The sequence below is a fragment of the Citrobacter sp. Cpo037 genome (assembly GCF_030332945.1).
In the GTDB taxonomy this organism is placed as follows: domain Bacteria; phylum Pseudomonadota; class Gammaproteobacteria; order Enterobacterales; family Enterobacteriaceae; genus Citrobacter; species Citrobacter portucalensis.
This window is the reverse complement of the sequence record NZ_JAOWGW010000046.1, coordinates 304,201-331,008: the sequence shown is the minus strand read 5'-3', so window position 1 is coordinate 331,008 and position 26,808 is coordinate 304,201. Positions and strand designations below refer to the sequence as shown.

Genomic DNA, 26,808 nt, shown 5'->3' with positions numbered 1-26,808 from the left:
AAAAGCACCGGGTACAAGCCCGGAATGCGTTCAGGGTTTATTGGCGAATCAGCATGTACAGGCGGAACAAATAGATCAGCAACACGGCGGAGATCATATTGCTCAGCGTATTCGCCAATACCGCGCCTACATTCGGCGTAAGTACTGCAAAACTTGGCGCAAAAAGCAACAGCAGCGTTTTTGCCAGCAACCAACCGATCACTGCCGGCGCAACCAGTCGCATATTCGACCACGCCAGACGCATACTGTTGCGCATCGCGGCAAAGACACCCATTTTGTCCTGTACCAACATCACAGGGGCGAGTGCCAGCAGGATCGCCAGCAGAATACCGGGTACAACAACCAGCATAATACCGATTTGCACCAGCAGAGTAGTCAGAAAAATCAGAATAAACAGCTTCGGTAACACTGGCGCACTGGCGCCGATGGCACGTAATGCGCTGACGCGATGACCTGCTGAAATCAGCTGAATCATCAGGATGACACCCCCGGCGAGGATGGCATTACCAATCAGACCGGAAAACGTCGACGCCGCGGAAGCGCGTAGCAAAATTTGCTGTTGCTCCGGGGTCATGTTTTGCACCAGATCGAACAGCCCCACGCTGCTGGTTAACTGATCGCCTTCACTGAGTTGCGCAATTTGTGCGTCAGTGGGGGAAAAGGCATGCCCTAACACCACTGTGATAAACGCGCACAACAACGATACCAGCAAGATGGTAATGAATTGATTACGGAAAAAGTTTCCCGTGTCACGGTAAACGGATTTCGCCGTGATAGACATGCACTCTCCTTGAGTTTTGCAGGTGTTCATTTGCGGGCAATTGTACCCTGGATAACTCTACAGTGGCAGCATCGCGCGATGTATGGAAAAGCATATCTTTGTAAAGCTGCAGTAATTTTTGGCTATGACTTCAGCGTCGTGCATGAACGCTGTTTGTTATCTGCGCATCACGAGCAGATATCCATCACCCATCAGCAATGAGCTGGAGGTACTTGCACATTGAAAATATATCAAAATTGATCTGAATTAATTTAACCAGGATTTTTAATGCAAGTTCTAACTTAATCTGGATCAATAAATGTTAAATTATCAAAGTCAATGTGATCCATGTTAGATCACTTATTACTCCAATGTGGGTATATTCGTTCCGCTTTTATAACCATAACGATGGAGCGGACATGAAAAAATTAACAGTTGCAGCATTGGCTTTAACAACTCTTCTCTCTGGTAACGCATTTGCGCATGAAGCTGGAGAGTTCTTTATTCGTGCAGGTTCTGCCACCGTCAGGCCGACGGAAGGTGCAGGTGGTACGCTGGGCAGCTTAGGTGGCTTTGATGTCAGCAATAACACGCAGTTGGGTCTGACATTTACCTACATGGCAACCGACAATATCGGTGTTGAATTACTGGCAGCTACGCCGTTCCGCCATAAAATCGGCACTGCTGCAACGGGTGATATTGCCACCGTACATCATTTACCGCCGACGTTAATGGCGCAGTGGTACTTCGGTGACTCCAGCAGTAAACTGCGTCCGTACGTAGGTGTTGGGGTGAACTACACGACCTTCTTCGATGAAGGCTTTAACGATAACGGTAAAGAAACAGGGTTATCGGACCTGAGTCTGAAAGATTCCTGGGGCGCAGCAGGGCAAGTTGGTATGGACTATCTGATTAACCGTGACTGGCTGATTAACATGTCGGTGTGGTACATGGATATCGACACCACTGCAAGCTATAAAATGGGCGGTGTACAGCAGCGAGACAGCGTACGCCTTGATCCGTGGGTGTTTATGTTCTCTGCGGGTTATCGTTTTTAAGTTTTTCTGCAAACCCCCTGCAAAACTGGTCATCAAATGGCCAGTTTTTCCATTCTTTTCCACACGTGTCGTTGTCTTGAACGGCCATTATTTTGCGCCTCTGGCCTGACAAAATTTGTGTGTCGATACCTCGCTATAAGCTGTACTGCGCTAACTTTAATAGCAAGTGTGTTTATCTGGAATATCACTTTTGTTTCTCTTTTCTTATGCATTATTGTTGCGGTTCATTTATTACGCACAAAAAACCTGAAGATAGTCAGGGGATAATTTATCCAAAATGTTAACTATTGATAAAATTAAAGTAACATATCGTAAAATTTGGATATTTTATTTTTCATGGACGAGGATTTATACGTCATGATATAATGTAAGGCTAGGTTATTTACCTGTCGGCTATGTAAATGAATTTTTGAGGAGATCATTCCAGTGGGACGTAAGTGGGCAAATATTGTTGCTAAAAAAACAGCTAAAGACGGAGCAACGTCTAATGTATATGCAAAATTCGGTGTAGAAATTTATGCTGCTGCTAAACAAGGCGAACCAGACCCAGAATTAAATACATCTTTAAAATTCGTTATTGAACGTGCTAAACAAGCGCAGGTTCCAAAACACGTTATTGATAAAGCTATTGATAAAGCCAAAGGCGGCAGCGATGAAACGTTCGTGCAAGGGCGTTATGAAGGCTTTGGTCCCAGTGGCTCACTGATTATCGCTGAAACATTGACTTCAAATGTTAACCGTACGATTGCTAATGTCCGCTCAATTTTTAATAAAAAAGGCGGGAATATCGGAGCGGCTGGTTCTGTCAGCTATATGTTTGACAATACCGGAGTGATTGTATTTGAAGGGACAGATCCTGACCACATTTTTGAAATTTTGCTTAATGCTGAAGTAGATGTTCGTGATGTAACCGAAGAAGAAGGAAACATCGTTATTTATACGGAATCTACAGATCTTCACAAAGGCATTGCAGCTTTAAAAGCCGCAGGGATTACTGAATTCACTACCACAGAATTAGAGATGATTGCTCAATCAGAAATTGAACTTTCACCAGAAGATTTAGAAGTCTTTGCAGGGCTTGTTGATGCCCTTGAAGATGACGATGATGTTCAAAAAGTATATCATAACGTTGCAAATCTCTAATGATAGATTAAAAGAATCTGTCATTATGGCAGATTTTTTTAACTCATAGGGTTGTTATGAAGAAGAATGTCTGGCCAGATATGTTTATTCTAAAAAATAGATAAAAACCACTATCTTAAAAAAGAAAATGTAATAATTAAAATCTCTGGCCTTAACTTCTTAGGTACGCGATAAACGTTATACGTCCAATACGCCCCGCGATATCCTGAATCCACTCAGCGCTGCTATGAACAATTGAGATGTTAACTCCATCATTCCAGGTCATCCTGATGCAAGCACAACGTGAGTTCCTCGCTTATCGCTGTCCCGACAGTATGAGTGAAGCTTTTCATCAGACTTTTCATCAGATAGTCTGGTCCGCTTCACGCTCAGAGTCGTCCAGCGATTGACAGTCTCAGGCAGTATGGAAACAATGAGTACAAGTACACTGTTATTACAAACTCGGATATTTTCCATCGTCATCAACTAAAAAGATCTGAGATAGATACCAGGTATCATTTTCTTTGGACAATTGATATTCATAAATAGGTGAATAATACTGCCTTGATAATTTGGTCGTTACGACCGCTATTTTTTCAGTAATCTGAACCGATATGATCTTCTCTTGCTCAGGGTCATGACTAGACTCAGAACCAAAAGCTATAGGCTCGCCCTGAAAACCAGGTTTTGTATATTTTTTCAAAAGCTCATTCCAACCCTTCTGGGCCTGGAGCATAACTTCTTGCTTTCCATCGTTCTGATTTCTTAGGAATGACTGGTCATTCCAATATTTATAATCCCTCTGGAAAGCGGTGACTACCTGTTCCGGAGTATTTGCCAGTATGTCCTCAGCGCTTAAAAATCCAACGCTTAACACAACTAATTTAATCAACAGATGTCTCAACAAGTTCACCCATATTTGGTATGCTTTAAAGCAGTGTCTCGCAAGGGACTTTTTGAAGTCAACTTAATTAATAGCTGCACAACCAGGATGATTGAACTGTATAGATTCCGAGCATGCCTGACAGTAGTTAGCAACCAGGAAACATTCCCCTCGTTCTTCATTTAAACATTCTGGGGAAAACATCGAGCCTTTCTCCCCTTTGATGTAGTGCTACTCTTTAAGCAAACCAACTTTGAGGGTATTGCTGATGATGTTGACCCGCCATCTGCTACAGCAAAAAATCACACTTCTGGAACCGTTCTCCGAAGATCAAACGGCAGCGTTTGCCGTGAGTGCTGCACGTGAGTTATTACTTTACATGGATAAAATTGAGGTGCTGGAGAAAATTATTGCGACTCCAGTTACACTACCTTATTGCAGCGCAAGTCCGGTTTGCGAGATTGAGGCGGGCTATGCCGCAGGCGTAAACGACTGCCGCGAGGCCATCCGGCGGGCAGGATATCCTATCGAAGGTGATGATTAGTTTGCATTTATGTTAACAAATATGTGATTTTATTGTATAAATATGTAATCTAAGCGCGCGACTGCGGGCTACATCAACTTACCTGCTTCGGAGTGGCAAACATTCTCTATCAACGTACAACGCTGTTATGCAACAACATAAACGGGTAACCGATTTGGCAATACTGTTAACTATCAGGGTGGACTCGTGAAGATTGTGCAGGATAAGCTCAGAAACAGGCAGGCACTGCTGGTATCAGGGCTCATTACGTTGATATTTACTTCGTTGTTTCTGTTTATTATTTATGAACAGCGAATGGCCGCTGCCAGCGAAGGTGTCAACCGCCTGCAAGCGCGCATGATGGACATTTTTAACGATAACGAGCTGATCGCCGATGCGATTGGTGAGCGCTATCACCATATCAAAACGGGGGAACAATGCGGCGATATTTCACAATTTGTTCTCCGGGATGAGGATGAGTGGGGAATTAACGCCGACCCAAAGCGCCTGCATTCGGCGACGGGGACAATAATTTCCCAGCAAACCAGCCACAACGCGCTGTGTATGTTTACGGCAGCGGAGTTCATTCGCAGTATGGTCAATGAGCTAAACCCGGGCAGCTTCGATGCACATCGTTATATCATTGCCAAAAATTCAGATTATTTTTACTGGTTTATGGCTTCCGATTCACGCAATTTCAGTTTTTCAAATTCTGAAATGGCGCGGGATATCACTCAATTTTTCTACCCGCCCGTCGATTTCTATACCCGATTGCTGCAAAAAAACGTCAAAAACAAAGCCCTCAGTTCAACGAATTTCTATACCGATAAAATTACCGGTGAAAAAGCTTACAGCGTGGTGAGTTATATCTACGATCTGTCTGGCAAAGAGATATCAGACCAAATCGTAGCCTATCTGGTCTATGACCATTCAAAGCCCGAATTGCAGGAAGCGTTAGCGCAGGCATTTGACTATCAAGTTCCACCAGAGCTGAATGTGGAGTTGGTGAATTTGACCAACAATGAGAGTCTCTGTTTATCCGGTAAATGTCCCAGTCAATCCCGCTTTATGGTGCGCAATTTTTCGGAGAAATATGCGCTGCACTATTCGCTATCATTAGGTCGATTTATGGTACGCGACACACATGCCGGGATCGTGATTCTGCTGGCGCCGTTCTTTTTCATCATGATCAGTTTCTCACTCAAATCATGGCTGAATGAAAGCGACCTCAAGGTTTATATCGATACTCTGACCGGCTGTTTTAACCGCCGAATACTCGACATTATCAAGCGTCGGGATTTATCACACTGTTCGGTGGTGCTACTGGACTGCAATAAATTCAAGGCCGTCAATGATACCTGGGGCCACGCGGCAGGCGATCGCGCGCTGCAAATTATCGCCAACAGGATGCTGTCAAACACCCGCACCAGCCACGATATTGTGATTCGTACCGGCGGGGATGAATTTATGATCCTGCTGTTTCGATCACAGGCAACTGACGCTATAGCAATCGCGCAACGTATTAGCGGGCAGGTGACCAGTCATGTGTTCGTTGTGGACGGCCATACCGTGCCATTGTCAGTATCGTGGGGAATTGCAGAGGTGAACGATGAACTGGATGTGGCCATTCAGAATGCGGATAGCGCTATGTATAGAATGAAGCACACGAAAGAAGGGTGAAACCGCCAGCTGTCACTGGCGGTTGATTTAACTTACTGCTGGGTGGCGGTTTTCATCGCGCTGACAAACGCTTTCAGCTCAGCCAGCATCTGATCCGGTGCCGCAACATTTTTCTCAATGATCTTCACAATTGCCGAGCCGGAAATTGCGCCGGCAGCACCGGCTTCAATAGCACCAGCGACCTGTTCAGGCGCAGAAATACCAAAGCCCTGTAAAGAAGGCGGAGCATCATATTGTTTCAGCTTTTCAACCAGATGATACAGCGGTAATGCCGCACGATTTTCTGCACCGGTCACACCTGCACGTGAAAGCAGATAAGTGTAGCCACGGCCATAAGAGGCAATCTGGCGTAGCAGTTCTTCATCAGCGTTCGGAGGGCAGATGAAAATTGGTGCAATATTGTGGCGGAGCGCTGCAGTTCTGAACGGAGCTGACTCCTCAACAGGCACATCGGCCACTAACACAGAATCCACACCCACTTTTTCGCACTGGGCGTAAAACTCGTCAATGCCCTTGCTGAAGACCAGGTTGGCATACATCAGCAACCCAATGGGAATCGTCGGATGCTTCTGGCGAATCAGCGCCAGCATTTCAAAGCATTGCGACGGTGTAACGCCGGCGGCAAACGCTCGCAGGGTGGCTTCCTGTATGGTCGGACCGTCTGCCAGCGGATCGGAGAACGGAATGCCGAGCTCAAGCGCGTCGGCACCGGCTTCAATCAGCGTATCAATGATTTTCAGTGACTGCTCAACAGACGGATCGCCCAGGGTTACGAAGGGGACAAAAGCGCCTTCTTTGCGGTCCTTCAGCTGTGCAAACAGGTTTTCGTAACGTTCCATCAGATTTCCCCTCGCGCTTTCAGAATATCGTGTACGGTGAAAATGTCTTTGTCGCCGCGACCGGAGAGATTAACCACCAGTAACTGCTCTTTTTCCGGATTTTCACGCATCATTTTCAACGCGTGCGCCAGGGCATGGGAGGACTCCAGTGCCGGAATAATTCCTTCATGCAGACACAGCGTTTTGAAGGCTTCCAGTGCTTCATCATCGGTGATTGAAACATAATCTGCGCGGCCAATGCTGTTCAGGTATGCGTGCTGTGGCCCAACCGATGGGAAGTCCAGCCCTGCAGAAATAGAGTAAGATTCTTCGATCTGTCCTTCTTCGGTCTGCATCATCGGGGACTTCATGCCGAAGTAAATCCCGACACGACCATGTTTCAACGGCGCGCCGTGTTCTCCAGACTCAATCCCGTGACCGCCTGGCTCTACGCCAATCAGACCGACGCTGGTTTCATTGATAAAGTCGGCGAACATACCGATGGCATTAGAACCGCCGCCTACGCAGGCGATAACGGCGTCCGGCAGACGACCTTCTTTTTCCAGAATCTGCGCCTTGGTTTCTTCACCGATCATGCGCTGGAATTCACGCACAATGGTCGGGAAGGGGTGCGGGCCAGCCGCCGTACCGAGCATGTAGTGCGCGGTATCGTAGCTGCCAGACCAGTCGCGCAGCGCTTCGTTACAGGCATCTTTCAGGGTGGCGGAACCGCTGTGAACGGGGATGACTTCAGCACCCATCAGACGCATACGGAAAACGTTAGGCGACTGGCGTTCAACGTCTTTCGCACCCATATAAATACGGCATTTCAGACCCAGCAATGCGCTGGCGAGAGCAGATGCAACACCGTGCTGACCCGCGCCGGTTTCGGCGATAATTTCCGTTTTACCCATGCGCTTCGCCAGCAACGCCTGACCCAGCACCTGGTTGGTTTTGTGCGCGCCGCCGTGCAGTAAATCTTCACGCTTGAGATACAGCGTTGTGTTGGTGCCTTGAGTAATGTTCTGGCACTTGGTCAGTGCGGTTGGGCGACCCGCATAGTTTTTCAGCAGGTCTGTAAACTGGGCCTGAAATTCAGGATCTTTTTGCGCGCTGACAAAAGCTTCTTCCAGCTGGCGCAGGGCAGGCATCAGAATCTGTGGCACATACATACCGCCAAATTCGCCAAAGTACGGATTGAGTAATGTTGTCATGTCCTTTTCCTTAATATGCGCGCAGCGTCTGAAAGACCGAAGCCAGAAGACGTGCATCTTTGATGCCCGGCTGTGACTCTACGCCAGAATTGAAATCGAGACCGGCACAGCCGGTTTTTGCTGCGTCAACGCAGTTATCTGCACCAAGTCCGCCTGCCAGTAAAACGTTATCCAGCGATTGTCCGCCTAAAAGTGACCAGTCGAAGCGTTGACCGCTGCCGCCCTGGCCGTTGTCGAAGACGTATTTATCGACATGCTGATAATCACGGGCTGGCAACGTCTCGCTGACGCTGAGCGCCTTCCAGATTTGTACCTGTGCGGGCAGCACCTCGCGCAGGGCGTCAACATAGACCTGGTCTTCGTTACCGTGCAGTTGCACTGCAGCTAGTCCCAGCTCCGCCGCTGTTGCGCTCACGTCGGTAATATCTGAGTTGCGAAACACCCCGACGTATTGCAGCGGCGCGCCGGTCATGACCTCTCGCGCTTGTTCAACGTTGACCGCGCGCGGTGATGTGGGGACAAAAATCACGCCGCCGTAAATGGCACCCGCTTCGTATGCCGCATTTGCATCCTGAGCCCGGGTTAAACCGCAGACTTTATTCTCGCCGAGCAGTACGCGACGCACGGCGGCGTGCAAATCATCATGCGACATCAGCGCGGAGCCAATCAGAAAACCGTTGGCGAAGTGGCTGAGCTCGCGCACCTGACCATAGGTGTTGATCCCGGACTCGCTGATGACGGTAACACCGTGACCCAGTCGCGGCGCCAGTTGACGGGTACGATTCAGATCAATCGACAGGTCGCGTAAATCACGGTTGTTGATACCAACGACTTTGGCGCCCAGTGCGATAGCACGCTCCAGCTCTTCTTCGTTGCTGACTTCGGTCAGTACGCCCATTTTCAGACTGTGGGCGACGGCGGCGAGTTGACGATATTGCTCATCATCGAGCACCGACAGCATCAATAAACAGGCGTCCGCCTGGTAGAAACGCGCCAGGTAAATCTGGTAAGGATCGATAATAAAGTCCTTGCACAGAATCGGCTGCGGTGCGATACGGCTGACGATGGGCAGGAAATCAAAGCTCCCCTGGAAATACTTCTCATCGGTCAGTACAGAGATCGCGGAAGCATAATGTTTATAGACGCCAGCAATTTGTGCCGGGTCGAAGTCATCACGGATCACGCCTTTTGATGGAGATGCCTTTTTGCACTCCAGAATAAAGGCGGTGCGCGCACCTTGCAGCGCATCGTAGAAATCACGTGAGCCAGGCTGAACATCATTTTGAAAGCTGGCCAGCGGTTGTTGCTGTTTGCGGGCTTCTACCCAAATCGCCTTGTCTGCGACAATTTTCGCTAAAACGGTTTGCATCATTTACCCTCTTGCTGCCAGTGCAGTGACGCGGTCATAGGCCGCACCGCTACGCAGTACATTAATCACGGTTTGCGCATTGGCTTTTAAATCTTCTTCACCGTGCAGGCGCATTAACATGGCGACATTTGCGGCAACAGCAGCCTCATGAGCGGCTTCACCTTTACCTTGTAACAAGCGACTAAGAATGTCACGGTTTTCTTCCGGCGTGCCGCCAGCCAGCTGTTCCTGGTGGTAAGGCGTCAGACCAAAGTCTTCTGCCGTCAGTTGATAACTCTTGATTTCCCCATCGTGCAGCTCTGCCACAATGGTCGGCGCATGCAGCGAAACTTCGTCCATGCCACCACTGTGCACCACGGCTGCTCGTTGATATCCCAGCACGCGCAGCGTCTCGGCAATGGGTAGCACCAGTTCCGGGCTGTAAACGCCGATCAGCGCCAGCGGCGGATGCGCCGGGTTAATCAACGGGCCGAGCACGTTAAACAGCGTGCGGGTTTTCAACTGCTGGCGTACTGGCATGGCATGGCGAAAACCGGTGTGATATTTCGGCGCAAACAGGAAGCACACCCCGAGGTCGTCTAGCGCCTGACGGGATTTATCAGCGTTCATATCCAGATTGATGCCAAATGCCGCTAACAGATCCGAAGAGCCAGACTTGCTGGAGACGCTGCGGTTGCCGTGTTTGGCAACTTTCAGTCCGCAAGCCGCCGCAACAAAGGCGCTGGCGGTAGAAATATTGATACTGTTGCTGCCGTCACCGCCGGTACCGACAATATCGGCAAACAGATAATCAGGGCGCGGGAACGGGGCTGCGTTTTCCAGCAGCGCGGTTGCCGCACCGGCAATTTCATTCGGGTGTTCGCCACGAATTTTCATGCTTACCAGCGCCGCAGCCAGTTGTTCCGGTTTCAGTTCACCGCGTACCACGGCAGAGAACAGCAGGTGGCTTTCCTGCAGGGACAGCGTTTGGGCCTGATACAGTTTCTCCAGAATGGGTTGCAGCGTATTGGTTTGTTCAAGCTTCTGTTGCGCCCAGGCCAGCGTTTGTTCCAGCAATCGCGCGCCCTGGGTGGTCAGAATTGACTCCGGATGGAACTGGAAGCCGCAGACGCGATCGGTATCGTGACGTACCGCCATCACCATGCCGTTAAAGTGGGCGTTAATGGTCAATCCAGCAGGTACGTTGCTGCCAACCAGTGAATGATAGCGTGCCACCGGCAGCGGATTCGCCAGACCAGCAAACATCGCCTGACCGTCGTGTTCAATGCTGGACGCTTTGCCGTGCAGGATTTCTCCAGCCTGGCCCACATATCCGCCATAGGCCTCAACAATGGCCTGGTGCCCCAGACAAATACCGATGATCGGCAGCTTGCCGCGCAGGCGGGTTAACAGCTCCGGCATGCAACCTGCTTCGCTTGGCGCACCTGGGCCTGGAGAGAGCATCAGCACCGGATTTTTCATCGTTGCTAAGCGGTCAATCAACGTCTGGGCCGGAATATGGTTGCGGTAAATCACCACGTTGTGACCATTAGTACGCAGCTGATCCGCCAGGTTATAGGTAAAAGAGTCGATATTATCGAGCAGCAGAATGTCAGCCATTAGAAGGTCTCCAGTGCGTGGTGCGCGGTGGCGATAGCACGCAGAACCGCGCGCGCTTTATTACGGGTTTCATCGGCTTCAGACTGCGGTACAGAATCCAGAACAATCCCGGCACCGGCTTGTACGGTGGCAATACCGTCTTCCACGAGGGCGGAGCGAATGACAATACAGGTATCCAGATCGCCATGCGCCGTGAAGTAACCAACCGCACCGCCGTAGCTGCCACGGCGACGACCCTCTGCCTCGGCGATAAGCTGCATGGCGCGAACTTTTGGCGCTCCGCTTAACGTGCCCATATTCATACAGGCGCGGTAAGCGTGCAGCACATCCAGATCGCTACGCAATTCGCCGACCACGCGCGAAACCAGGTGCATAACGAAGGAGTAACGATCGACCTTGGTGAGGTCAGCAACATAGCGGCTGCCAGGCGTACAGATGCGCGCCAGGTCGTTACGCGCAAGGTCAACCAGCATCAGGTGCTCAGAAAGCTCTTTATGGTCGGTACGCATCTCCAGCTCGATACGGCTGTCGAGGTCGCGATCAAGCGAACCGTCCGCACGACGACCGCGCGGGCGAGTACCGGCAATCGGGTAGATCTCAATCTGGCGGCTGGTGGCATCGTATTTCAACGAGCTTTCCGGGGAGGCGCCAAACAGCGTGAAATCGTTGTCCTGCATGAAAAACATGTATGGGCTGGGGTTACTTTTCTTCAGCACATAGTAGGCCGCCAGCGGAGATGGGCAGGGCAGCGAGAAACGGCGGGATGGCACCACCTGGAAAATTTCGCCCGCGCGAATCGCCTTTTGCATGCCACGTACTACGGCGCCAAACTCTTCATCACTCTGATTGCACTCGCAGCGCATCTGTGGGACTTCAGTGACCGGCAATGGCGGCGCAGGCTCGGTAAGCTGCTGGCTCAACTGCGCCAGACGAGCGTTAATACGCTGTTTTTCAGCATCATTAGGGGAAAAAATACTGGCTTGAATACGGGTGCTTTTTTTCTGGTGGTCGATAACCATCAGCGTTTCTGCCAGATAGAAGCAGTAGTCAGGGCAACGGTTGCCCGCTTCAAGCTGAGGTAAATCTTCAAAACCGGCAACCAGGTCGTAGGAAAAAAGACCGCCGAAGAACATCGCTTCACGTTCTTGCGCTGGAACATTCACCAGCTCCTGCAGTAAGCGAAAAGCGTCAAATACGGAAAGAGAACATAAGCGGGCGTCTTCATCCAGCAGCGGGCTGACGGCGGGGAATCGCAGATGACGACCATTCGGCTGTTGTTCGTTCTCAACGCCAGCGGGCAGGGCAGCATCCAGCAGGGGCAGCAGCGATGCGCCGTTTGCGGACAACGCCTGAATAGTGACAGTGTCACCTAGAGCGGTAATGCGTAATGCGCTGTCGACCAGCAGCAGGCTCTTCAGATCGTCTTTGCTGTCGATATCTGCAGATTCCAGCAGCAGTGTTGCTGGACGTGCGCCACACACCTGATGAAACAGCGCCGTCGGATTCTCACGGTAGGCGGCATCGCAGGCAAGCAGTTCGAGTGTCGGTTTTTGAGTTTGCATCGTTATTCTCATTAATTTTGTTCAAAAAAAAGCCCGCTCATTTGGCGGGCCGGGTATCTGGTTGCATATTGCAGACGTAAGACACTGCCCGAAATCAGGAAGTGCGCCACCAACCGTGCAGAACAAATGTTGCTTTCATCTCAGATACCTTCTTCATGTGAACTTGCGTACTAGTTAACTAGTTCAATAGAATAAAGTCAACACCTGATTTCAGTATATTTGTCGAAACCGCTATGATGGGCGTGATACGACATTTATTGAAACGGGAGCCGCCTTGAGCGACACGAATTACGCAGTGATTTATGACCTGCACAGTCATACTACAGCCTCCGATGGGCGGTTAACGCCAGAAGCCTTAGTACACCGTGCGGTAGAGATGCGAGTCGGTACACTGGCGATCACCGATCATGACACCACGGCCGGCATTGCGGCGGCAAGAGAAGAAATTTCACGTTCAGGTTTAGCCTTAAATTTAATCCCTGGCGTCGAGATATCAACGGTCTGGGAAAACCATGAGATCCATATAGTGGGTCTGAACATTGATATCGCCCATCCCAGGATGTGTGAGTTTCTGGCGCAACAAACGGAACGTCGTCAGCAGCGTGCGCGCCTGATTGCCGAACGACTCGACAAAGCGCATATCCCCGGCGCGTGGGATGGGGCGTTACGCCTGGCTGATGGCGGGGCGGTTACGCGGGGCCATTTTGCGCGTTTCCTGATGGAATGCGGAAAAGCCACAACCATGGCGGATGTCTTTAAAAAATATCTTGCCCGTGGGAAAACCGGTTACGTTCCGCCACAGTGGTGTACAATAGAACAAGCTATTGATGTCATTCATCATTCTGGCGGTAAGGCTGTTCTGGCTCATCCTGGGCGGTACGATCTTAGCGCTAAGTGGCTGAAAAGACTGGTTGCGCATTTTGCTGAACATCGCGGCGACGCGATGGAAGTAGCACAGTGCCAGCAGTCTCCCAATGAACGCACCCATCTGGCGACGCTTGCGCGTTCGCATCAACTGTGGGCATCGCAAGGGTCTGATTTTCATCTACCCTGCCCATGGATTGAGTTGGGTCGTAAACTTTGGTTGCCCGCAGGCGTAGAAGGCGTCTGGCAACTTTGGGAGCAGCCCGAGATCACAGAGAGGAAAGTATGAGCCAGTTTTTTTATATTCATCCCGAAAACCCGCAGCAGCGACTGATCAATCAGGCCGTTGAAATCGTGCGTAAAGGTGGGGTGATCGTCTATCCAACCGATTCCGGCTATGCGTTGGGCTGCAAAATTGAAGATAAAGGCGCCATGGAGCGCATTTGCCGCATTCGTCACCTGCCGGACGGGCACAACTTTACGCTGATGTGTCGTGACTTGTCTGAACTGTCGACCTATTCGTTTGTCGACAACGTGGCCTTTCGTTTAATTAAAAACAACACGCCGGGTAACTACACCTTCATCCTGAAAGGAACGAAAGAAGTTCCGCGCCGTTTGTTGCAGGAAAAACGTAAGACCATCGGCCTGCGTGTGCCATCGAATCCGATTGCGCTGGCGCTGCTGGAAGCACTGGGTGAGCCGATGCTCTCTACATCGCTGATGCTGCCGGGCAGTGAATTTACTGAGTCAGACCCGGAAGAGATTAAAGACCGTCTGGAAAAACTGGTGGATTTGATTATCCACGGTGGCTATCTCGGTCAGCAGCCGACCACGGTCATCGATTTAACCGACGATTCCCCGGTGGTGTTACGTGAAGGCGTCGGCGACGTTAAACCTTTCTTATAAGGGCGCGAACCGCTATACTACGCGGCCTTAAAATGGCGCTGACTGGCGCCGTTGATTCTCCTGTTCGACGCCTGTGAAGGCGCACAAGATAAATATTAAATCATTTATAATCAATGGTTTACTGTTTTTCGGTTAATGGTTGTTACTAACTTGTGTGACAGCCATTAGCCACATCGCGACTCTCATCATGTATGTACACCTTTCCCGGCTGTTAATGTCTTCCTTGGTATAGTCCCGTATTCGGTATTACCACCAACGGGCTTATTGGCTACTATTCCCTTAATTTAGGTATGGTATCATGTAGAGAAAATCTTAAAAGAAGGGTGGTTTATGGGCTGGTCTTCGTTGGTTAGGATAACCATTGGTACATTTCTATTGGCTGGGTTGTCATTCTCTGCACACGCTAAGAACTGCAAGAAAGGTATTCCATGCGGTAATTCGTGCATTGCGGTTGGAAAAACGTGCCGGATTGGGTCAGGCACATCAACTACGTATAAAAATTATTCATACTCTTACCCGTCAACTTCTCTTCATAGTTCAATCCCTAAATCCTCTCCCCCTTCCTCATCAGCTAAGGTTGACGGAAAAAATACGTCTTCAACTGCTAAAACGTATCTCTGTCAGTATGCTATTGCAGCGATACAGAATGGAAGAATCGATGCTTTACGTGTGTTGGGTAGTGCCGAGGTAACATTGTATGTCGATAGCTTCAAAGCTAACCGTTTAAACGGTACATACTTGCTCTCGCCAAAGCTGAAAACTAACGGTAAGTTGATGATGGCAGATGATAAAAGCAAAGTGTACGCCTATGATCCGTCGCTGGGAAACTTTGCAATTAGTGACCGCATCGCAAGAAGCACTGAGCAATGGGATCATTGTAAACTGGTTCACAATTAATAAACTCAATTCGTGGGGATGTAATGAAAAAACTACTAATTGAATCGCCACGGATAATCTAGACACTTCCGAGCCGTTGATAATACTGGTATTATAAAGGTATACCCTTCTGTTTTTTTTACACTTTTATCGTCTGATATTTTATTTTAGTAGTGGTCAAATCAGATTTTTTATCCTAATGTGGATTAAGAACAATCTGATGAGTGGTATGGCAATGGACGATGAAGAGAAGAGATTGTGGCAAAACTTTCGGGATGCGTTACGACGTTTACTGGAACACCCAGATCTAACCCCCTCCCAACGGAATTATATTCTTAAAAGCCTGAAAGGATTCACATCAGAAGACAGTGTGATTGATCTACATAGCCGACGCATCCAGAAAAAAGAGTAGTGAGTGTAAACATCACCACATCCATAGACTGATCTGCCAGGCAGGTTTCCTCCTCCCGTAAAAGTCGCCCCCGATCCCTGGCAAATATCAGCGGGTTGTTTCATGGCCCGGCCCTTCTGGTATCAACAATCGAACGTTTTATGACACCAGTAAACCCTACCCTAAATTGGTGTCATTAAATTAGATCATTGACATTATGATACCATTAGTTGATTATGATACCGTTTTTGATACCAGCCAGGGGAGAGATTATGGGCCGTACATTTGCATATTGCCGTGTGTCCACCAGCGAACAGTCAACAGAAAACCAGATTATGGCGATTCGTCAGGCTGGGTATGCGGTGAAAGATAGCAGGGTAGTATCAGAAACCGTGTCAGGAGGAGTGCAGGCAATGCAGCGTAAAGCCTTTTCCAATATGGTGACTCATAAACTGGAGGCTGGGGATCAGCTTGTAGTATTGAAACTGGACCGCCTGGGAAGGGACAACATCGACGTGCAGCAAACCATTACGATGCTGGTGGATAAAGGGATTGATGTTGTTTCACTGGATCTGCCTGTGCGTAACCTTTCCAGCGCGGAAGGGAAGTTGATGCTGCAAATGTTTTCTGCGTTTGCAGAGTTCGAAAAATCCCGCATCATTGAACGCACAAAAGAGGGATTAGTAAGAGCCAGGAAGGAAGGGAAGAAGTTAGGTCGTCCGGTTGCGGCAGATACCTTTCAGCGTGTACAGGAAGCCAGAACTAAGGGACTGAGTCAGTCTAAAGCAGCACTTGCACTGAATTTAAGCCTACCTACAATCAAACGAAACTGGAACATCAAAGAGGCATAAGATTTAACCTGCCTTCACTCAGATTCAGATACTTCCCTGCCAGTGTGTGAGGCTTAATTATGGCTATTTTCGGGTCAATTAATCCGAAATATTCCGGCGGCAGTAAATCCAGCAGAGCCGCACAACAGCTTAAAATCATCTGGAAAAGATGACAATGAGGTGCTATTTTTAAAAGTTAAGCTGTAGTGCATCAGAGAACGCATTGTTAAACGCAATGAGCGCTATCGTGAGCGCTTTTTGTAGCATGGGTAATGCGAAGGTACTGCTATGCTCTTTAAATGGCTCAGGAGGCGTTACACGAAGGATTTAGCGATTTCATTTTTTCACCCCTCAATTTTGATGTTGAGTGGACCCGATCCCCATTTCCGGTCTGATACTTTCCACGCTCTTTCGCCAGATACGATACCCACTGGAAGGGACCTTTTAGCGTTTCCGGCCTATTTCTTTCGATAACGTAATGATTCGAATATCTTTCCGTTGCTTTTGGCAGCTCCACCAGCGCTGCTTTACCACCCGTCAGGCCCATCCAGATTTCAACAATACTTCCGGCAATGCCGCTTGTGGGTGTCCCAAGGCGTTTGACCTGTCGATGCGGAAGGGCAATCCAGCAATGATAATGCACCTGTTTTGCTTTCTCTTTCTCCCGTACCCAGCCATAAGCAAAGTTGAGGATCGGTTCTGCTAATCCCTCAGGTCTGTTTAATTTAGACTTCAGGCGTTCACGTAGTTTTTTAAACAGATCGCTTACCCACTTGTTGCCTGTGTCTATTGGGGTACTCTCAGGTAAGCGTAAATCGAAGCGAGAGAAGTAAACCCGGCTGTAGATGGACAGTATTGCATCAAGCTGTTCTGCTATAGGGGTAAGGATATCAAGGCGAACACCAGATTGGTCGGTGGTGTTGATCGGGTAGGAGTAACCATGACGAATGAAAACATCACCATCGATTACCCTGTAACGCCCGTGTGTATGAACTTTGGTTGTGTAAGGCGTAGCCTGTGTGAGCATTGACTGAATAGATCCTTCTTCTGACACAACACCCCCATAAGTTATTTATATAAACAACCCCTCGCGTACACGCACACACGTATAAGTTATTACCATCTGACCACCGTAAAACGGAGCGGTTACGGATAACACAAACCCCATCAGATAAAGGCTGACGGTAAAAAGATGTATGAAATTTTTTTGAAGAAAGTTTACATGATGTATATAATCCCAAGATAACAATAGCGCACAAGTCGTGGCAGTGCAAAGATTATTTTTAATCTGCGGTATTTTTCGGGTTTGCTTCTGCCATTTTGCCGTTTTTGCGATAACCCAACAAGGTACTTCCCAGTTGATAAGTGCTTTGCTTTGGATCAGTGGGCAGCGCTGACATTCTGGTTACATACAGGCATAAATTGATGCGTTCTGGCGCAGTCTGAAATCAGCGACAGATATCAATTTTACTGTCGTACAAACAGACAGCTACTATTGCTGAAAATCGACGATACATAATAAATCCTTCAGCGGCGGGCGATGGGTATACAACGCTGTTACCCCTAGGCTTTTGTTTCTGGAATGTCCGACAACGAATTGCATAAGTGGTATTGGTTGTTTTGCAGCAATGCAATTCGTCATAAAAGTATGCCGTAAACTGTGAATACGGCGTTTTAACCCATAGTCATCGTAATCCGGAATGCTGAGTTCCTTCATCAGATTGGCCCACACTTCAGTTGTTGTTGTGTAATTTGGTAGTCCATTGAAAACAAAATCGTTATCATTCAAACCGTTGATCAAAGTAAGTAATCCGTTTTCTAGCTTTTTGTGTAATGGAATTTGACGTTGGGCGTGATCCGTTTTTCCTTCTTCAATGAAAATATACCAACGCCCTGTTTCATCATCTTTGCGAATGTCTTGTTTCTTTATTGATGCAAGTTCGCCACGACGTGCACCTGTGTACATTAGTGCGAGAAAATACCACTTACGCCAATCAGTATCAGAAAGTGAAAACAGCTTTGTCTTTAGTTTTACAAGTTCGGCTGCATTATAATGACCCCTTCGATTTGGGCTTACCTGGTAAGAAATCCCGTCTGTAGGGGATTTCTCTAGGAAATCTTTAGTTTCCACTAGATATTTTCTGAATAATGAGCGCCAGATTTTTAGGTGTTTTTCGACATGTTGGCTACTAAGTAGCTCTTCTTCAGGAACGTCGTACGCAATACATTCTTTGAGGGTCAACCGTTTGTAGGGTAATTTGGTGCGGTTGGGGAGATTTTCTGTAATTTTAAGTGCCTCACGTATATCCTGCTTTGTCACTGAATCAATAGATTTATTTCCGACGACATAGTACAGAACATCGTAGAAACGCTGGTTTTCATTAGCGACACTTATGCGCCACTTTTGTCCTTTTTCTTTCACGTAGAGCATCCAAGCTTGAGAAAGGGAAATAGTTTCTTTTTTTTGTTCATTTTTTGCAGTTGCTGCAATAGGTTGAATGGAAGTTGTGGTTGATTTCGCTGTGTGTTCACGCGTTTTTAACTGCGATTGCAGGGTTTCTAATATCTGACGATATTGAGTAAGATCTCCAGAGTAGAATGCACTGTATGCTTGATAAACAATAGCACGGTTCATGTCTATTTCCCCTGCTACTTCTTTAGCCCAAGGTATGGCATCTCTGGAAAATTCTAGTTTACTGGTGCTGAGACCACCTTTTTTTTGTTCCAACATATCAAGGGATTGCAATCCCATGAGTACTTCTTTAGCCCCTATGTCATCGCCACTATATAAACGCTCCAAACACAAATCGGCATACTTTTGTGCTGATTCGACAGTAGCTGAAGGGGATAAAGGTGAATCTGGGAAGATTCTTTTATGATAGTGCCCTAGCTGTGGTAATCGTTTGACTTCTGTAATATCCATTTGAAGGGTGTGCAGCAGATAGTTATCAAAATCCAGCTTTGTAGCAGTACGGTAACCCTGCATTCTTCGTCTGAATTCATCAAGACTCATCGTCCCGTTTTGTACTAGAGGGATAAAAGGTCGTATCTGGTTCATGATCACTTCAGCCTGTTTACGGCTATCAGTGCCTAGACTAAGACGAACAAAACTAGTTGAATCATTTAATCTAAAATTCGTGTAGTATGTCCGGCCTCGAAGCATTGTGTGTGACAGCTTGTGTGACATATTGTTTGCCATGTTGTGTTCCATAAAATAGTTACATATCAATAAGTTGATGTAAAATCATTGTTAACTTGTTGTTTTTGAAAGTATACCAGACGCCTGTGAAGGCGACATCTAAAGGAAGCTCTATGAGCGAAAAGTTACAAAAAGTGCTGGCGCGCGCTGGCCACGGTTCTCGCCGTGAAATCGAATCTATTATTGCCGCGGGTCGCGTGAGCGTTGATGGCAAAATTGCCACGCTCGGCGATCGCGTTGAAGTCACTCCGGGTCTGAAAATCCGTATCGACGGTCATCTGATTTCGGTTAAAGAGTCTGCGGAGCAAATCTGCCGCGTTCTGGCCTATTACAAGCCAGAAGGTGAACTGTGTACCCGTAACGACCCGGAAGGTCGTCCGACCGTGTTCGATCGTTTACCAAAACTGCGTGATGCGCGCTGGATTGCCGTAGGGCGTCTGGACGTGAATACCTGCGGTTTACTGCTGTTTACCACCGATGGTGAACTGGCTAACCGTCTGATGCACCCAAGCCGTGAAGTTGAACGTGAATATGCGGTACGTGTGTTTGGTCAGGTTGATGATGCAAAACTGCGCGATCTGAGTCGTGGCGTACAGCTGGAAGATGGTCCGGCGGCATTTAAAACGATCAAGTTCAGCGGTGGTGAAGGGATCAACCAGTGGTATAACGTCACGCTGACCGAAGGGCGTAACCGTGAAGTCCGTCGCCTGTGGGAAGCTGTAGGTGTGCAGGTAAGCCGTCTTATTCGTGTTCGTTACGGTGATATCCCGCTGCCGAAAGGCCTGCCGCGTGGTGGCTGGACCGAGCTTGACCTCGCGCAGACCAACTATCTGCGTGAACTGGTGGAGCTGAAGCCGGAAACGACATCTAAAGTTGCCGTCGAGAAAGATCGTCGTCGCATGAAGGCAAATCAGATCCGTCGTGCGGTGAAGCGCCACTCACAGGTCGGTAGCAGCCGTCGTCCGGGTGGTCGTAGCAACAACGGTTAATCATGACCAGGCCTGATAAGCAAAGCGCTATCAGACGTTAGCGTGGAGCCGGATGCGGCGCAAGCGCCTTATCCGGCCTGGTGTCAGTAATCGATCCCTATCTGGGCCTTCACGCCCGCTTCAAACGCATGCTTGACCGGGCGCAGCTCGCTGACCGTATCCGCTAACTCCAGAATATCGCGATGACATCCACGGCCGGTGATAATCACCGTTTGATGGGCAGGGCGCGCATTTAGGGCAGTGATGACCTCTTCAAGCGGCAGATAGTCGTATGCCACCATATAGGTCAGCTCGTCCAGTACCACCATATCCAGTTCATCGTCGGCCAGCATCCGCTTGCCGTGTTCCCACACGGCCATACAGGCCGCGGTGTCGGACTCACGGTTTTGCGTTTCCCAGGTAAATCCTGTTGCCATAACCTGAAACTCTACGCCGTGGGGTTCAAGTAAGTTACGTTCTCCGTTTGGCCACGTACCTTTAATAAATTGTACGACGCCGACTTTTTTACCGTGGCCCACCGCGCGCGTGGCGGTACCGAATGCGGCGGTGGTTTTACCCTTACCATTTCCGGTGAACACGATGATGATCCCGCGCTCGTCCGTAGCGGCGGCAACGCGTGCGTCAACCCGATCTTTTACGCGCTGTTGACGTTGCTGATAGCGTTCTTCACTCATTGGGCAATTCCTGGTTTACGGCCCGGCTGGGCGTCAAAAGTCATACCGGTTTTACGGCGGCTGTCATCGCCCATCAGCCACAGGTAGAGCGGCATAATATCGGCGGGGGTTTTCAATTTTTGTGGATCTTCCGTGGGGAATGCGCTGGCTCGCATGCCAGTACGTGTTCCACCAGGATTGATACAGTTTACGCGCAGATGACGGTTTTGATACTCATCAGCCAGCACCTGCATCATCCCTTCGGTAGCAAATTTTGAGGTAGCATATGCTCCCCAATTGGCGCGTCCCTGGCGGCCGACGCTGGAAGAGGTAAAGACCAGCGATCCGGCATCGGATTTGAGTAACAACGGCAGCAATGCCTGAGTCAGCATAAAAGTAGCATTCACATTTACCTGCATTACATCCTGCCAGACCTGCGGGTTTTGTTCACTCATTGGGCAAATATCGCCGAGTAATCCGGCGTTATGCAGTACGCCATCCAGACGCGGGAAATGTGCGGCAATGCGCTGCGCAAGCTGGTGACATTCTTCAGAGGTACAGGTTAGTAAATCCAGTGTAAACCACTGTGGTTGTGTTCCGTTTTCATTGGCGATAGTGCGGGCAACCTGACGCAGTTTTTCTTCGTTACGCCCAAGCAGGATAACGGTCGCGCCATAGCGTGCATAGGTCTGCGCGGCTTCGCGTCCGATACCATCGCTGGCACCGGTGACAAGAATAATGCGGCCCTGTAAAAGGTCTTGTTTAGGTTGGTAATGCACGGCTACTCCTCGGCGACGCCCTGGCCATCTCGTTCGCAATAACTTTTGGGCTTTATGCCTTAAACCCTGTTCTTTTTCAATCAGCCAAAGGCAATAACACCGCAAAATGAACGCTTTGTCATGCTTTTTACTGATTCAGCACTGGATGTATGAAGCAAGACGAGGTGACACGCCTGTTGTACACTGAGCGGAAGTCGCGTTGTTTAACCAAGGTGGGTCTTGTGGAATTGTTGTCTGAATATGGGCTGTTTTTGGCAAAAATTGTCACTGTCGTGGTGGCTATTGCAGTGGTGGTGATGCTGATCGTAAACGCGACACAACGCAAACGTCAGCGTGGGGAATTGCGGGTTATTAACCTCAGCGATCAATATAAAGAGATGAAGGAAGATCTGTCGCTGGCCTTATTGGATGGGCATCAGCAAAAATTCTGGCATAAGGCGCAGAAAAAGAAACAGAAGCTGGAGGCGAAGGCCGCCAAGGCAAAAGCGAAACTGGGTGACAGCACGTCATCTGATAAACCTCGTGTATGGGTGCTTGATTTTAAAGGCAGTATGGATGCCCATGAGGTCAGCGCATTACGCGAAGAGGTGACGGCGGTGCTGGCGGTTGTTAAACCTCAGGATCAGGTGGTGGTTCGTCTGGAAAGCCCGGGTGGTGTGGTACATGGCTATGGCCTGGCTGCATCGCAATTGCAACGTCTGCGCGATAAGCAGATACCGCTAACCGTCACGGTGGATAAAGTCGCTGCGAGCGGCGGATATATGATGGCCTGCGTGGCAGATAAAATTGTCTCGGCGCCGTTTGCTATCGTCGGCTCAATTGGCGTGGTGGCGCAGATCCCGAACTTTAATCGCTTCCTGAAAGGGAAAGATATTGATATCGAACTGCACACCGCCGGACAGTACAAGCGTACGCTGACCTTACTCGGTGAAAACACGGAAGAAGGACGTCAGAAATTCCGCGAAGATCTGAACGAAACGCATCATCTGTTTAAAGACTTTGTGCATCGCATGCGTCCGACTCTGGACATTGAACAGGTTGCCACGGGTGAACACTGGTTTGGTCAACAGGCGCTGGCAAATGGGCTGGTGGATGAGATCAATACCAGCGATGAGGTGATCCTCGGGCTGATGGAAGGTCGTGAAGTGTTGAACGTTCGCTATCTGCAGCGTAAAAAGCTGGTGGATCGTTTTACCGGTAGTGCGGCGGAGAGCGCCGATCGTTTGCTGATGCGCTGGTGGCAGCGGGGGCAGAAGCCACTGATGTAAAATTGTCATTGCCGGATAGCGCTGCTCACATATCCTATCCGGCCTACAAATATGCATCAATGTAGGCTGGATAAGGCGTTGCTGCCATCCGGCAAATTATTTCTCGTATTAATCGATCAAGTGATACTTTTCAGAAAGTACGTGCGCCAGGTGTTTAAACATATTAAACACAGCCGTACTTTTGGGCGTTGGTAGCCCTTGCTCGTCTAAAAAGTAATCTCCGCTGAAAACCAGCACGCCGTTTCGCTGCGTAACGCCGGTGGCGACAATCCCCGCCAGCGTGTCCTCATGCTCACGAATGATTTTGTTGGCTTCAATCAGCAGTGTTTCGCGATCGATGGGTTGAGTGTCTTTATGCATGATTTACTCCTTAAACAAGGACATTAGTCTACGCTGAGCCCGCCTTATGGGCAAATATTCCCTGACATAAATGAAGGTTTTACGACAGTGTTACAACTGGCGAGATTTGTTTTTGCATGCTAATAAAGTTGCGTAACGCATTTTATCAGGTACAGTGTGACGCTTTCGTCAATCTGGCAACAGATTTGCTTGACATTCGACCAATACTTCGTCGTGCTAGAGCGTTTGTGAGCAAAAAAGCCTGTTAACTCAGTTACATGAGAGTTACATTACAAGCGCAAATCAGTTTAAGGGGTTGATATCCGCCGACGCAGAGACCATATCGATGTCTCGTCGCCAGTGGAAGGTGAATCAACGTGCGACGCATTCTGGAAGAATCAAATTAGGTAAAGGTGAATATGGGTAAAGCTCTTGTCATCGTTGAGTCCCCGGCAAAAGCCAAAACGATCAACAAGTATCTGGGTAATGACTACGTGGTGAAATCCAGCGTCGGTCATATCCGTGATTTGCCGACCAGTGGCTCAGCAACTAAAAAGAGCGCCGACTCAACCTCCACCAAAACGGCTAAAAAGCCCAAAAAGGATGAACGTGGCGCTCTCGTCAACCGTATGGGTGTTGACCCGTGGCACAACTGGGATGCGCGGTATGAAGTGCTGCCTGGTAAAGAGAAAGTTGTTTCTGAACTGAAGCAACTGGCTGAAAAAGCCGACCACATCTATCTCGCAACCGACCTTGACCGCGAAGGGGAAGCCATTGCATGGCACCTGCGGGAAGTCATCGGTGGCGACGATACCCGCTACAGCCGCGTGGTGTTTAACGAAATTACCAAAAATGCTATTCGCCAGGCGTTTGAAAAACCGGGCGAGTTGAACATCGATCGTGTTAATGCGCAACAGGCGCGCCGCTTTATGGACCGTGTTGTGGGCTATATGGTGTCGCCACTGCTGTGGAAAAAAATTGCGCGTGGTCTGTCTGCCGGTCGCGTACAGTCTGTGGCTGTGCGTCTGGTGGTTGAGCGTGAACGCGAAATCAAAGCATTTGTTCCAGAAGAGTTCTGGGAAATTGATGCTAACACGACCACGCCGGGCGGCGACGCGTTGCCGCTTGAGGTGACGCATCAAAATGATAAACCGTTCCGTCCTGTAAATCGGGAACAAACGCTTGCCGCTGTTAGCCTGTTGGAAAAAGCGCGCTATAGCGTCCTGGAACGTGAAGATAAACCGACCAGCAGCAAGCCGAGCGCACCGTTCATTACCTCCACGCTACAGCAGGCTGCGAGCACGCGTCTGGGCTTTGGTGTGAAGAAAACCATGATGATGGCGCAGCGCTTGTATGAAGCGGGTTACATCACTTACATGCGTACTGACTCAACCAACCTGAGCCAGGATGCTGTCACCATGGTTCGCGATTACATCAGTGATAATTTTGGCAAAAAATATTTGCCGGAGAGCGCGAACCAGTACGCCAGCAAAGAGAACTCGCAGGAAGCACACGAAGCTATCCGTCCTTCCGATGTCGCCGTACTGGCGGAATCGCTGAAAGATATGGAGGCCGATGCGCAAAAACTGTATCAGCTGATCTGGCGCCAGTTTGTTGCTTGTCAGATGACGCCGGCGAAATATGACTCCACCACCCTGACCGTGGGGGCGGGTGATTTCCGTCTGAAAGCGCGCGGTCGTATTCTGCGCTTCGATGGTTGGACCAAAGTGATGCCCGCGCTGCGTAAGGGCGATGAAGATCGCATCCTACCGGCGGTGGACAAAGGCGATACCTTGACGCTTATCGAGCTGACACCTGCGCAGCACTTCACCAAGCCGCCAGCACGCTTCAGTGAAGCTTCGCTGGTTAAAGAGCTTGAAAAGCGTGGCATTGGTCGTCCATCCACCTATGCGTCGATCATCTCTACGATTCAGGATCGCGGTTATGTTCGCGTTGAAAACCGTCGCTTCTACGCTGAAAAAATGGGTGAAATCGTCACCGATCGTCTGGAAGAAAACTTCCGCGAGCTGATGAACTACGATTTTACCGCGCAGATGGAAGACAGCCTCGACCAGGTGGCGAATCACGAAGCCGAATGGAAGGGCGTACTCGACAACTTCTTCACTGATTTTACTCAGCAGCTGGATAAAGCCGAGAAAGATCCTGAAGAGGGCGGTATGCGTCCGAACCAGATGGTACTGACCAGCATTGATTGCCCGACCTGCGGACGCAAGATGGGTATTCGTACTGCCAGCACTGGCGTTTTCCTTGGTTGCTCCGGCTACGCACTTTCCCCGAAAGAGCGTTGCAAAACCACCATCAACCTGGTGCCGGAAAACGAAGTATTGAACGTGCTGGAAGGCGACGACGCGGAAACGAACGCATTGCGCGCCAAACGCCGCTGCCAGAAGTGCGGTACGGCAATGGACAGTTATCTCATCGATCCTAAGCGTAAATTGCATGTGTGTGGTAATAACCCAACCTGCGACGGCTACGAGATCGAAGAGGGTGAATTCCGTATCAAGGGTTATGACGGTCCTATCGTAGAGTGCGAAAAATGTGGTTCTGAAATGCACCTGAAAATGGGACGTTTCGGCAAGTACATGGCGTGTACCAACGACGAGTGTAAAAACACCCGTAAGATCCTGCGTAACGGTGAAGTTGCTCCGCCGAAAGAAGATCCGGTTCCGCTGCCGGAACTGCCGTGTGAAAAATCTGACGCGTATTTCGTGTTACGTGATGGTGCTGCAGGTATCTTCCTTGCGGCCAATACGTTCCCGAAATCACGTGAGACTCGTGCGCCGTTGGTGGAAGAGTTGTATCGCTTCCGCGATCGCCTGCCGGAAAAACTGCGTTATCTGGCAGACGCACCGCAAACTGACCCGGATGGTAACAAGTCCATGGTTCGTTTCAGCCGTAAAACCAAGCAGCAATACGTTGCCGCTGAGAAAGACGGTAAGGCGACTGGCTGGTCCGCGTTCTTCGTTGACGGCAAATGGGTAGAAGGGAAGAAATAACAGCATTCTGGCTGAGTTCCTCCTCAAAGGGTCGCGTAAGCGGCCCTTTTTGTTTATGGCATATTATTTTTTGTCATACCTATACAGCGTACATATAAATGATATAGTG

At 49.2% G+C, this 26,808-nt stretch carries 24 protein-coding genes, 1 pseudogene and 1 other annotated feature; of the genes and pseudogenes, 11 read left to right on the top strand and 14 right to left on the bottom strand.

Annotation, left to right across the window (positions count from 1 at the left end; translation table 11 throughout):
* Window positions 1–37 precede the first annotated feature (37 nt).
* Together OGX94_RS07560 and OGX94_RS07555 are read right to left on the bottom strand one after the other, a co-directional pair.
* Window positions 38–781 carry a YciC family protein gene (locus tag OGX94_RS07560; protein WP_003020663.1) on the bottom strand — a complete coding sequence of 248 codons (744 nt, stop codon included), beginning with the start codon at window positions 779–781 and terminating at the stop codon, window positions 38–40.
* A 28-nt stretch (window positions 782–809) separates the two neighbouring features.
* Window positions 810–887, bottom strand: a pseudogene (locus OGX94_RS07555) (YkgJ family cysteine cluster protein); the annotation flags it as partial.
* Between the two features lie 292 nt (window positions 888–1,179).
* Here OGX94_RS07555 and ompW point away from each other — a divergent pair.
* A complete protein-coding gene (gene ompW / locus OGX94_RS07550; RefSeq protein WP_003833354.1) occupies window positions 1,180–1,818 on the top strand; it encodes an outer membrane protein OmpW in 639 nt (212 codons plus the stop codon).
* 426 nt (window positions 1,819–2,244) lie between these two features.
* A complete protein-coding gene (locus tag OGX94_RS07545) occupies window positions 2,245–2,961 on the top strand; it encodes a YebC/PmpR family DNA-binding transcriptional regulator (protein ID WP_063940825.1) in 717 nt (238 codons plus the stop codon).
* A gap of 433 nt (window positions 2,962–3,394) precedes the next feature.
* Here OGX94_RS07545 and OGX94_RS07540 read toward each other — a convergent pair whose 3' ends face one another.
* Complete coding sequence (locus OGX94_RS07540; protein WP_226804197.1) at window positions 3,395–3,832, bottom strand: hypothetical protein; 438 nt, start codon at window positions 3,830–3,832, stop codon at window positions 3,395–3,397.
* 259 nt (window positions 3,833–4,091) lie between these two features.
* On the opposite strand from OGX94_RS07540, the gene OGX94_RS07535 reads away from it, so the two are divergent.
* Both OGX94_RS07535 and OGX94_RS07530 read left to right on the top strand, forming a co-directional pair.
* Window positions 4,092–4,367, top strand: a complete 276-nt coding sequence (locus tag OGX94_RS07535) for a hypothetical protein (RefSeq protein WP_063940823.1) — start codon at window positions 4,092–4,094, stop codon at window positions 4,365–4,367.
* A gap of 186 nt (window positions 4,368–4,553) precedes the next feature.
* Entirely contained in the window at window positions 4,554–6,026 is a 1,473-nt protein-coding gene (locus tag OGX94_RS07530; protein ID WP_257661940.1) for a GGDEF domain-containing protein, read from the top strand.
* Between the two features lie 32 nt (window positions 6,027–6,058).
* On the opposite strand, the gene trpA is transcribed toward OGX94_RS07530, so the two are convergent.
* The 6 genes from trpA to trpL form a co-directional block, all read right to left on the bottom strand.
* On the bottom strand, window positions 6,059–6,865 hold the full coding sequence (gene trpA / locus OGX94_RS07525) for a tryptophan synthase subunit alpha (protein ID WP_063940822.1): 807 nt from the start codon (window positions 6,863–6,865) through the stop codon (window positions 6,059–6,061).
* Window positions 6,865–8,058, bottom strand: a complete 1,194-nt coding sequence (trpB, locus tag OGX94_RS07520; RefSeq protein WP_003020645.1) for a tryptophan synthase subunit beta — start codon at window positions 8,056–8,058, stop codon at window positions 6,865–6,867. Before trpB ends, trpA begins: the two co-directional genes overlap by 1 nt.
* A gap of 10 nt (window positions 8,059–8,068) precedes the next feature.
* Window positions 8,069–9,430: a bifunctional indole-3-glycerol-phosphate synthase TrpC/phosphoribosylanthranilate isomerase TrpF gene (gene trpCF / locus OGX94_RS07515; protein ID WP_370628564.1), complete on the bottom strand. Its 1,362-nt coding sequence runs from the start codon at window positions 9,428–9,430 to the stop codon at window positions 8,069–8,071.
* Window positions 9,431–11,026: a bifunctional anthranilate synthase glutamate amidotransferase component TrpG/anthranilate phosphoribosyltransferase TrpD gene (gene trpD, locus OGX94_RS07510; protein WP_257661941.1), complete on the bottom strand. Its 1,596-nt coding sequence runs from the start codon at window positions 11,024–11,026 to the stop codon at window positions 9,431–9,433.
* Window positions 11,026–12,588: an anthranilate synthase component I gene (trpE, locus tag OGX94_RS07505; RefSeq protein WP_257661942.1), complete on the bottom strand. Its 1,563-nt coding sequence runs from the start codon at window positions 12,586–12,588 to the stop codon at window positions 11,026–11,028. Before trpE ends, trpD begins: the two co-directional genes overlap by 1 nt.
* A gap of 23 nt (window positions 12,589–12,611) precedes the next feature.
* Window positions 12,612–12,706 (bottom strand) — a sequence feature (Trp leader region).
* Entirely contained in the window at window positions 12,683–12,727 is a 45-nt protein-coding gene (gene trpL / locus OGX94_RS07500) for a trp operon leader peptide (RefSeq protein ID WP_012905981.1), read from the bottom strand. (Overlaps the previous feature by 24 nt.)
* A gap of 135 nt (window positions 12,728–12,862) precedes the next feature.
* On the opposite strand from trpL, the gene rnm reads away from it, so the two are divergent.
* The 4 genes from rnm to OGX94_RS07480 all read left to right on the top strand — a co-directional run bounded on the left by rnm (window position 12,863) and on the right by OGX94_RS07480 (window position 16,476).
* Window positions 12,863–13,741: an RNase RNM gene (rnm, locus tag OGX94_RS07495; RefSeq protein ID WP_257661943.1), complete on the top strand. Its 879-nt coding sequence runs from the start codon at window positions 12,863–12,865 to the stop codon at window positions 13,739–13,741.
* Window positions 13,738–14,358 carry an L-threonylcarbamoyladenylate synthase gene (locus OGX94_RS07490; protein WP_003833336.1) on the top strand — a complete coding sequence of 207 codons (621 nt, stop codon included), beginning with the start codon at window positions 13,738–13,740 and terminating at the stop codon, window positions 14,356–14,358. Before rnm ends, OGX94_RS07490 begins: the two co-directional genes overlap by 4 nt.
* A 330-nt stretch (window positions 14,359–14,688) precedes the next feature.
* Window positions 14,689–15,255, top strand: a complete 567-nt coding sequence (locus tag OGX94_RS07485; protein ID WP_080470555.1) for a hypothetical protein — start codon at window positions 14,689–14,691, stop codon at window positions 15,253–15,255.
* A gap of 642 nt (window positions 15,256–15,897) precedes the next feature.
* Window positions 15,898–16,476 (top strand): recombinase family protein, encoded by a 579-nt coding sequence (locus tag OGX94_RS07480; RefSeq protein ID WP_049025820.1) that lies wholly within the window; start codon window positions 15,898–15,900, stop codon window positions 16,474–16,476.
* Between the two features lie 283 nt (window positions 16,477–16,759).
* Here the strand turns inward: OGX94_RS07480 and OGX94_RS07475 are convergent, their stop codons facing one another.
* Window positions 16,760–17,482, bottom strand: a complete 723-nt coding sequence (locus OGX94_RS07475) for a YagK/YfjJ domain-containing protein (protein ID WP_115601973.1) — start codon at window positions 17,480–17,482, stop codon at window positions 16,760–16,762.
* A 465-nt stretch (window positions 17,483–17,947) separates the two neighbouring features.
* Window positions 17,948–19,654, bottom strand: a complete 1,707-nt coding sequence (locus OGX94_RS07470) for a tyrosine-type recombinase/integrase (RefSeq protein ID WP_063940817.1) — start codon at window positions 19,652–19,654, stop codon at window positions 17,948–17,950.
* A gap of 113 nt (window positions 19,655–19,767) precedes the next feature.
* Between OGX94_RS07470 and rluB the strand changes: the two genes are divergently transcribed.
* Window positions 19,768–20,643 carry a 23S rRNA pseudouridine(2605) synthase RluB gene (rluB, locus tag OGX94_RS07465; RefSeq protein WP_003020625.1) on the top strand — a complete coding sequence of 292 codons (876 nt, stop codon included), beginning with the start codon at window positions 19,768–19,770 and terminating at the stop codon, window positions 20,641–20,643.
* Between the two features lie 83 nt (window positions 20,644–20,726).
* On the opposite strand, the gene cobO is transcribed toward rluB, so the two are convergent.
* Both cobO and OGX94_RS07455 read right to left on the bottom strand, forming a co-directional pair.
* On the bottom strand, window positions 20,727–21,317 hold the full coding sequence (cobO, locus tag OGX94_RS07460) for a cob(I)yrinic acid a,c-diamide adenosyltransferase (RefSeq protein WP_003833333.1): 591 nt from the start codon (window positions 21,315–21,317) through the stop codon (window positions 20,727–20,729).
* Window positions 21,314–22,075 (bottom strand): YciK family oxidoreductase, encoded by a 762-nt coding sequence (locus OGX94_RS07455; RefSeq protein ID WP_003833331.1) that lies wholly within the window; start codon window positions 22,073–22,075, stop codon window positions 21,314–21,316. Before OGX94_RS07455 ends, cobO begins: the two co-directional genes overlap by 4 nt.
* Window positions 22,076–22,296: 221 nt before the next feature.
* Between OGX94_RS07455 and sohB the strand changes: the two genes are divergently transcribed.
* Complete coding sequence (sohB, locus tag OGX94_RS07450; RefSeq protein ID WP_257661944.1) at window positions 22,297–23,343, top strand: protease SohB; 1,047 nt, start codon at window positions 22,297–22,299, stop codon at window positions 23,341–23,343.
* A gap of 108 nt (window positions 23,344–23,451) precedes the next feature.
* On the opposite strand, the gene OGX94_RS07445 is transcribed toward sohB, so the two are convergent.
* The gene (locus OGX94_RS07445) at window positions 23,452–23,703 is read right to left on the bottom strand and encodes a YciN family protein (RefSeq protein ID WP_003020616.1); all 252 of its coding nucleotides are present in this window, start codon (window positions 23,701–23,703) and stop codon (window positions 23,452–23,454) included.
* Window positions 23,704–24,101: 398 nt separating this feature from the next.
* Here OGX94_RS07445 and topA point away from each other — a divergent pair, with 398 nt between their 5' ends.
* A complete protein-coding gene (gene topA, locus OGX94_RS07440) occupies window positions 24,102–26,699 on the top strand; it encodes a type I DNA topoisomerase (RefSeq protein ID WP_003833325.1) in 2,598 nt (865 codons plus the stop codon).
* Window positions 26,700–26,808 lie beyond the last annotated feature (109 nt).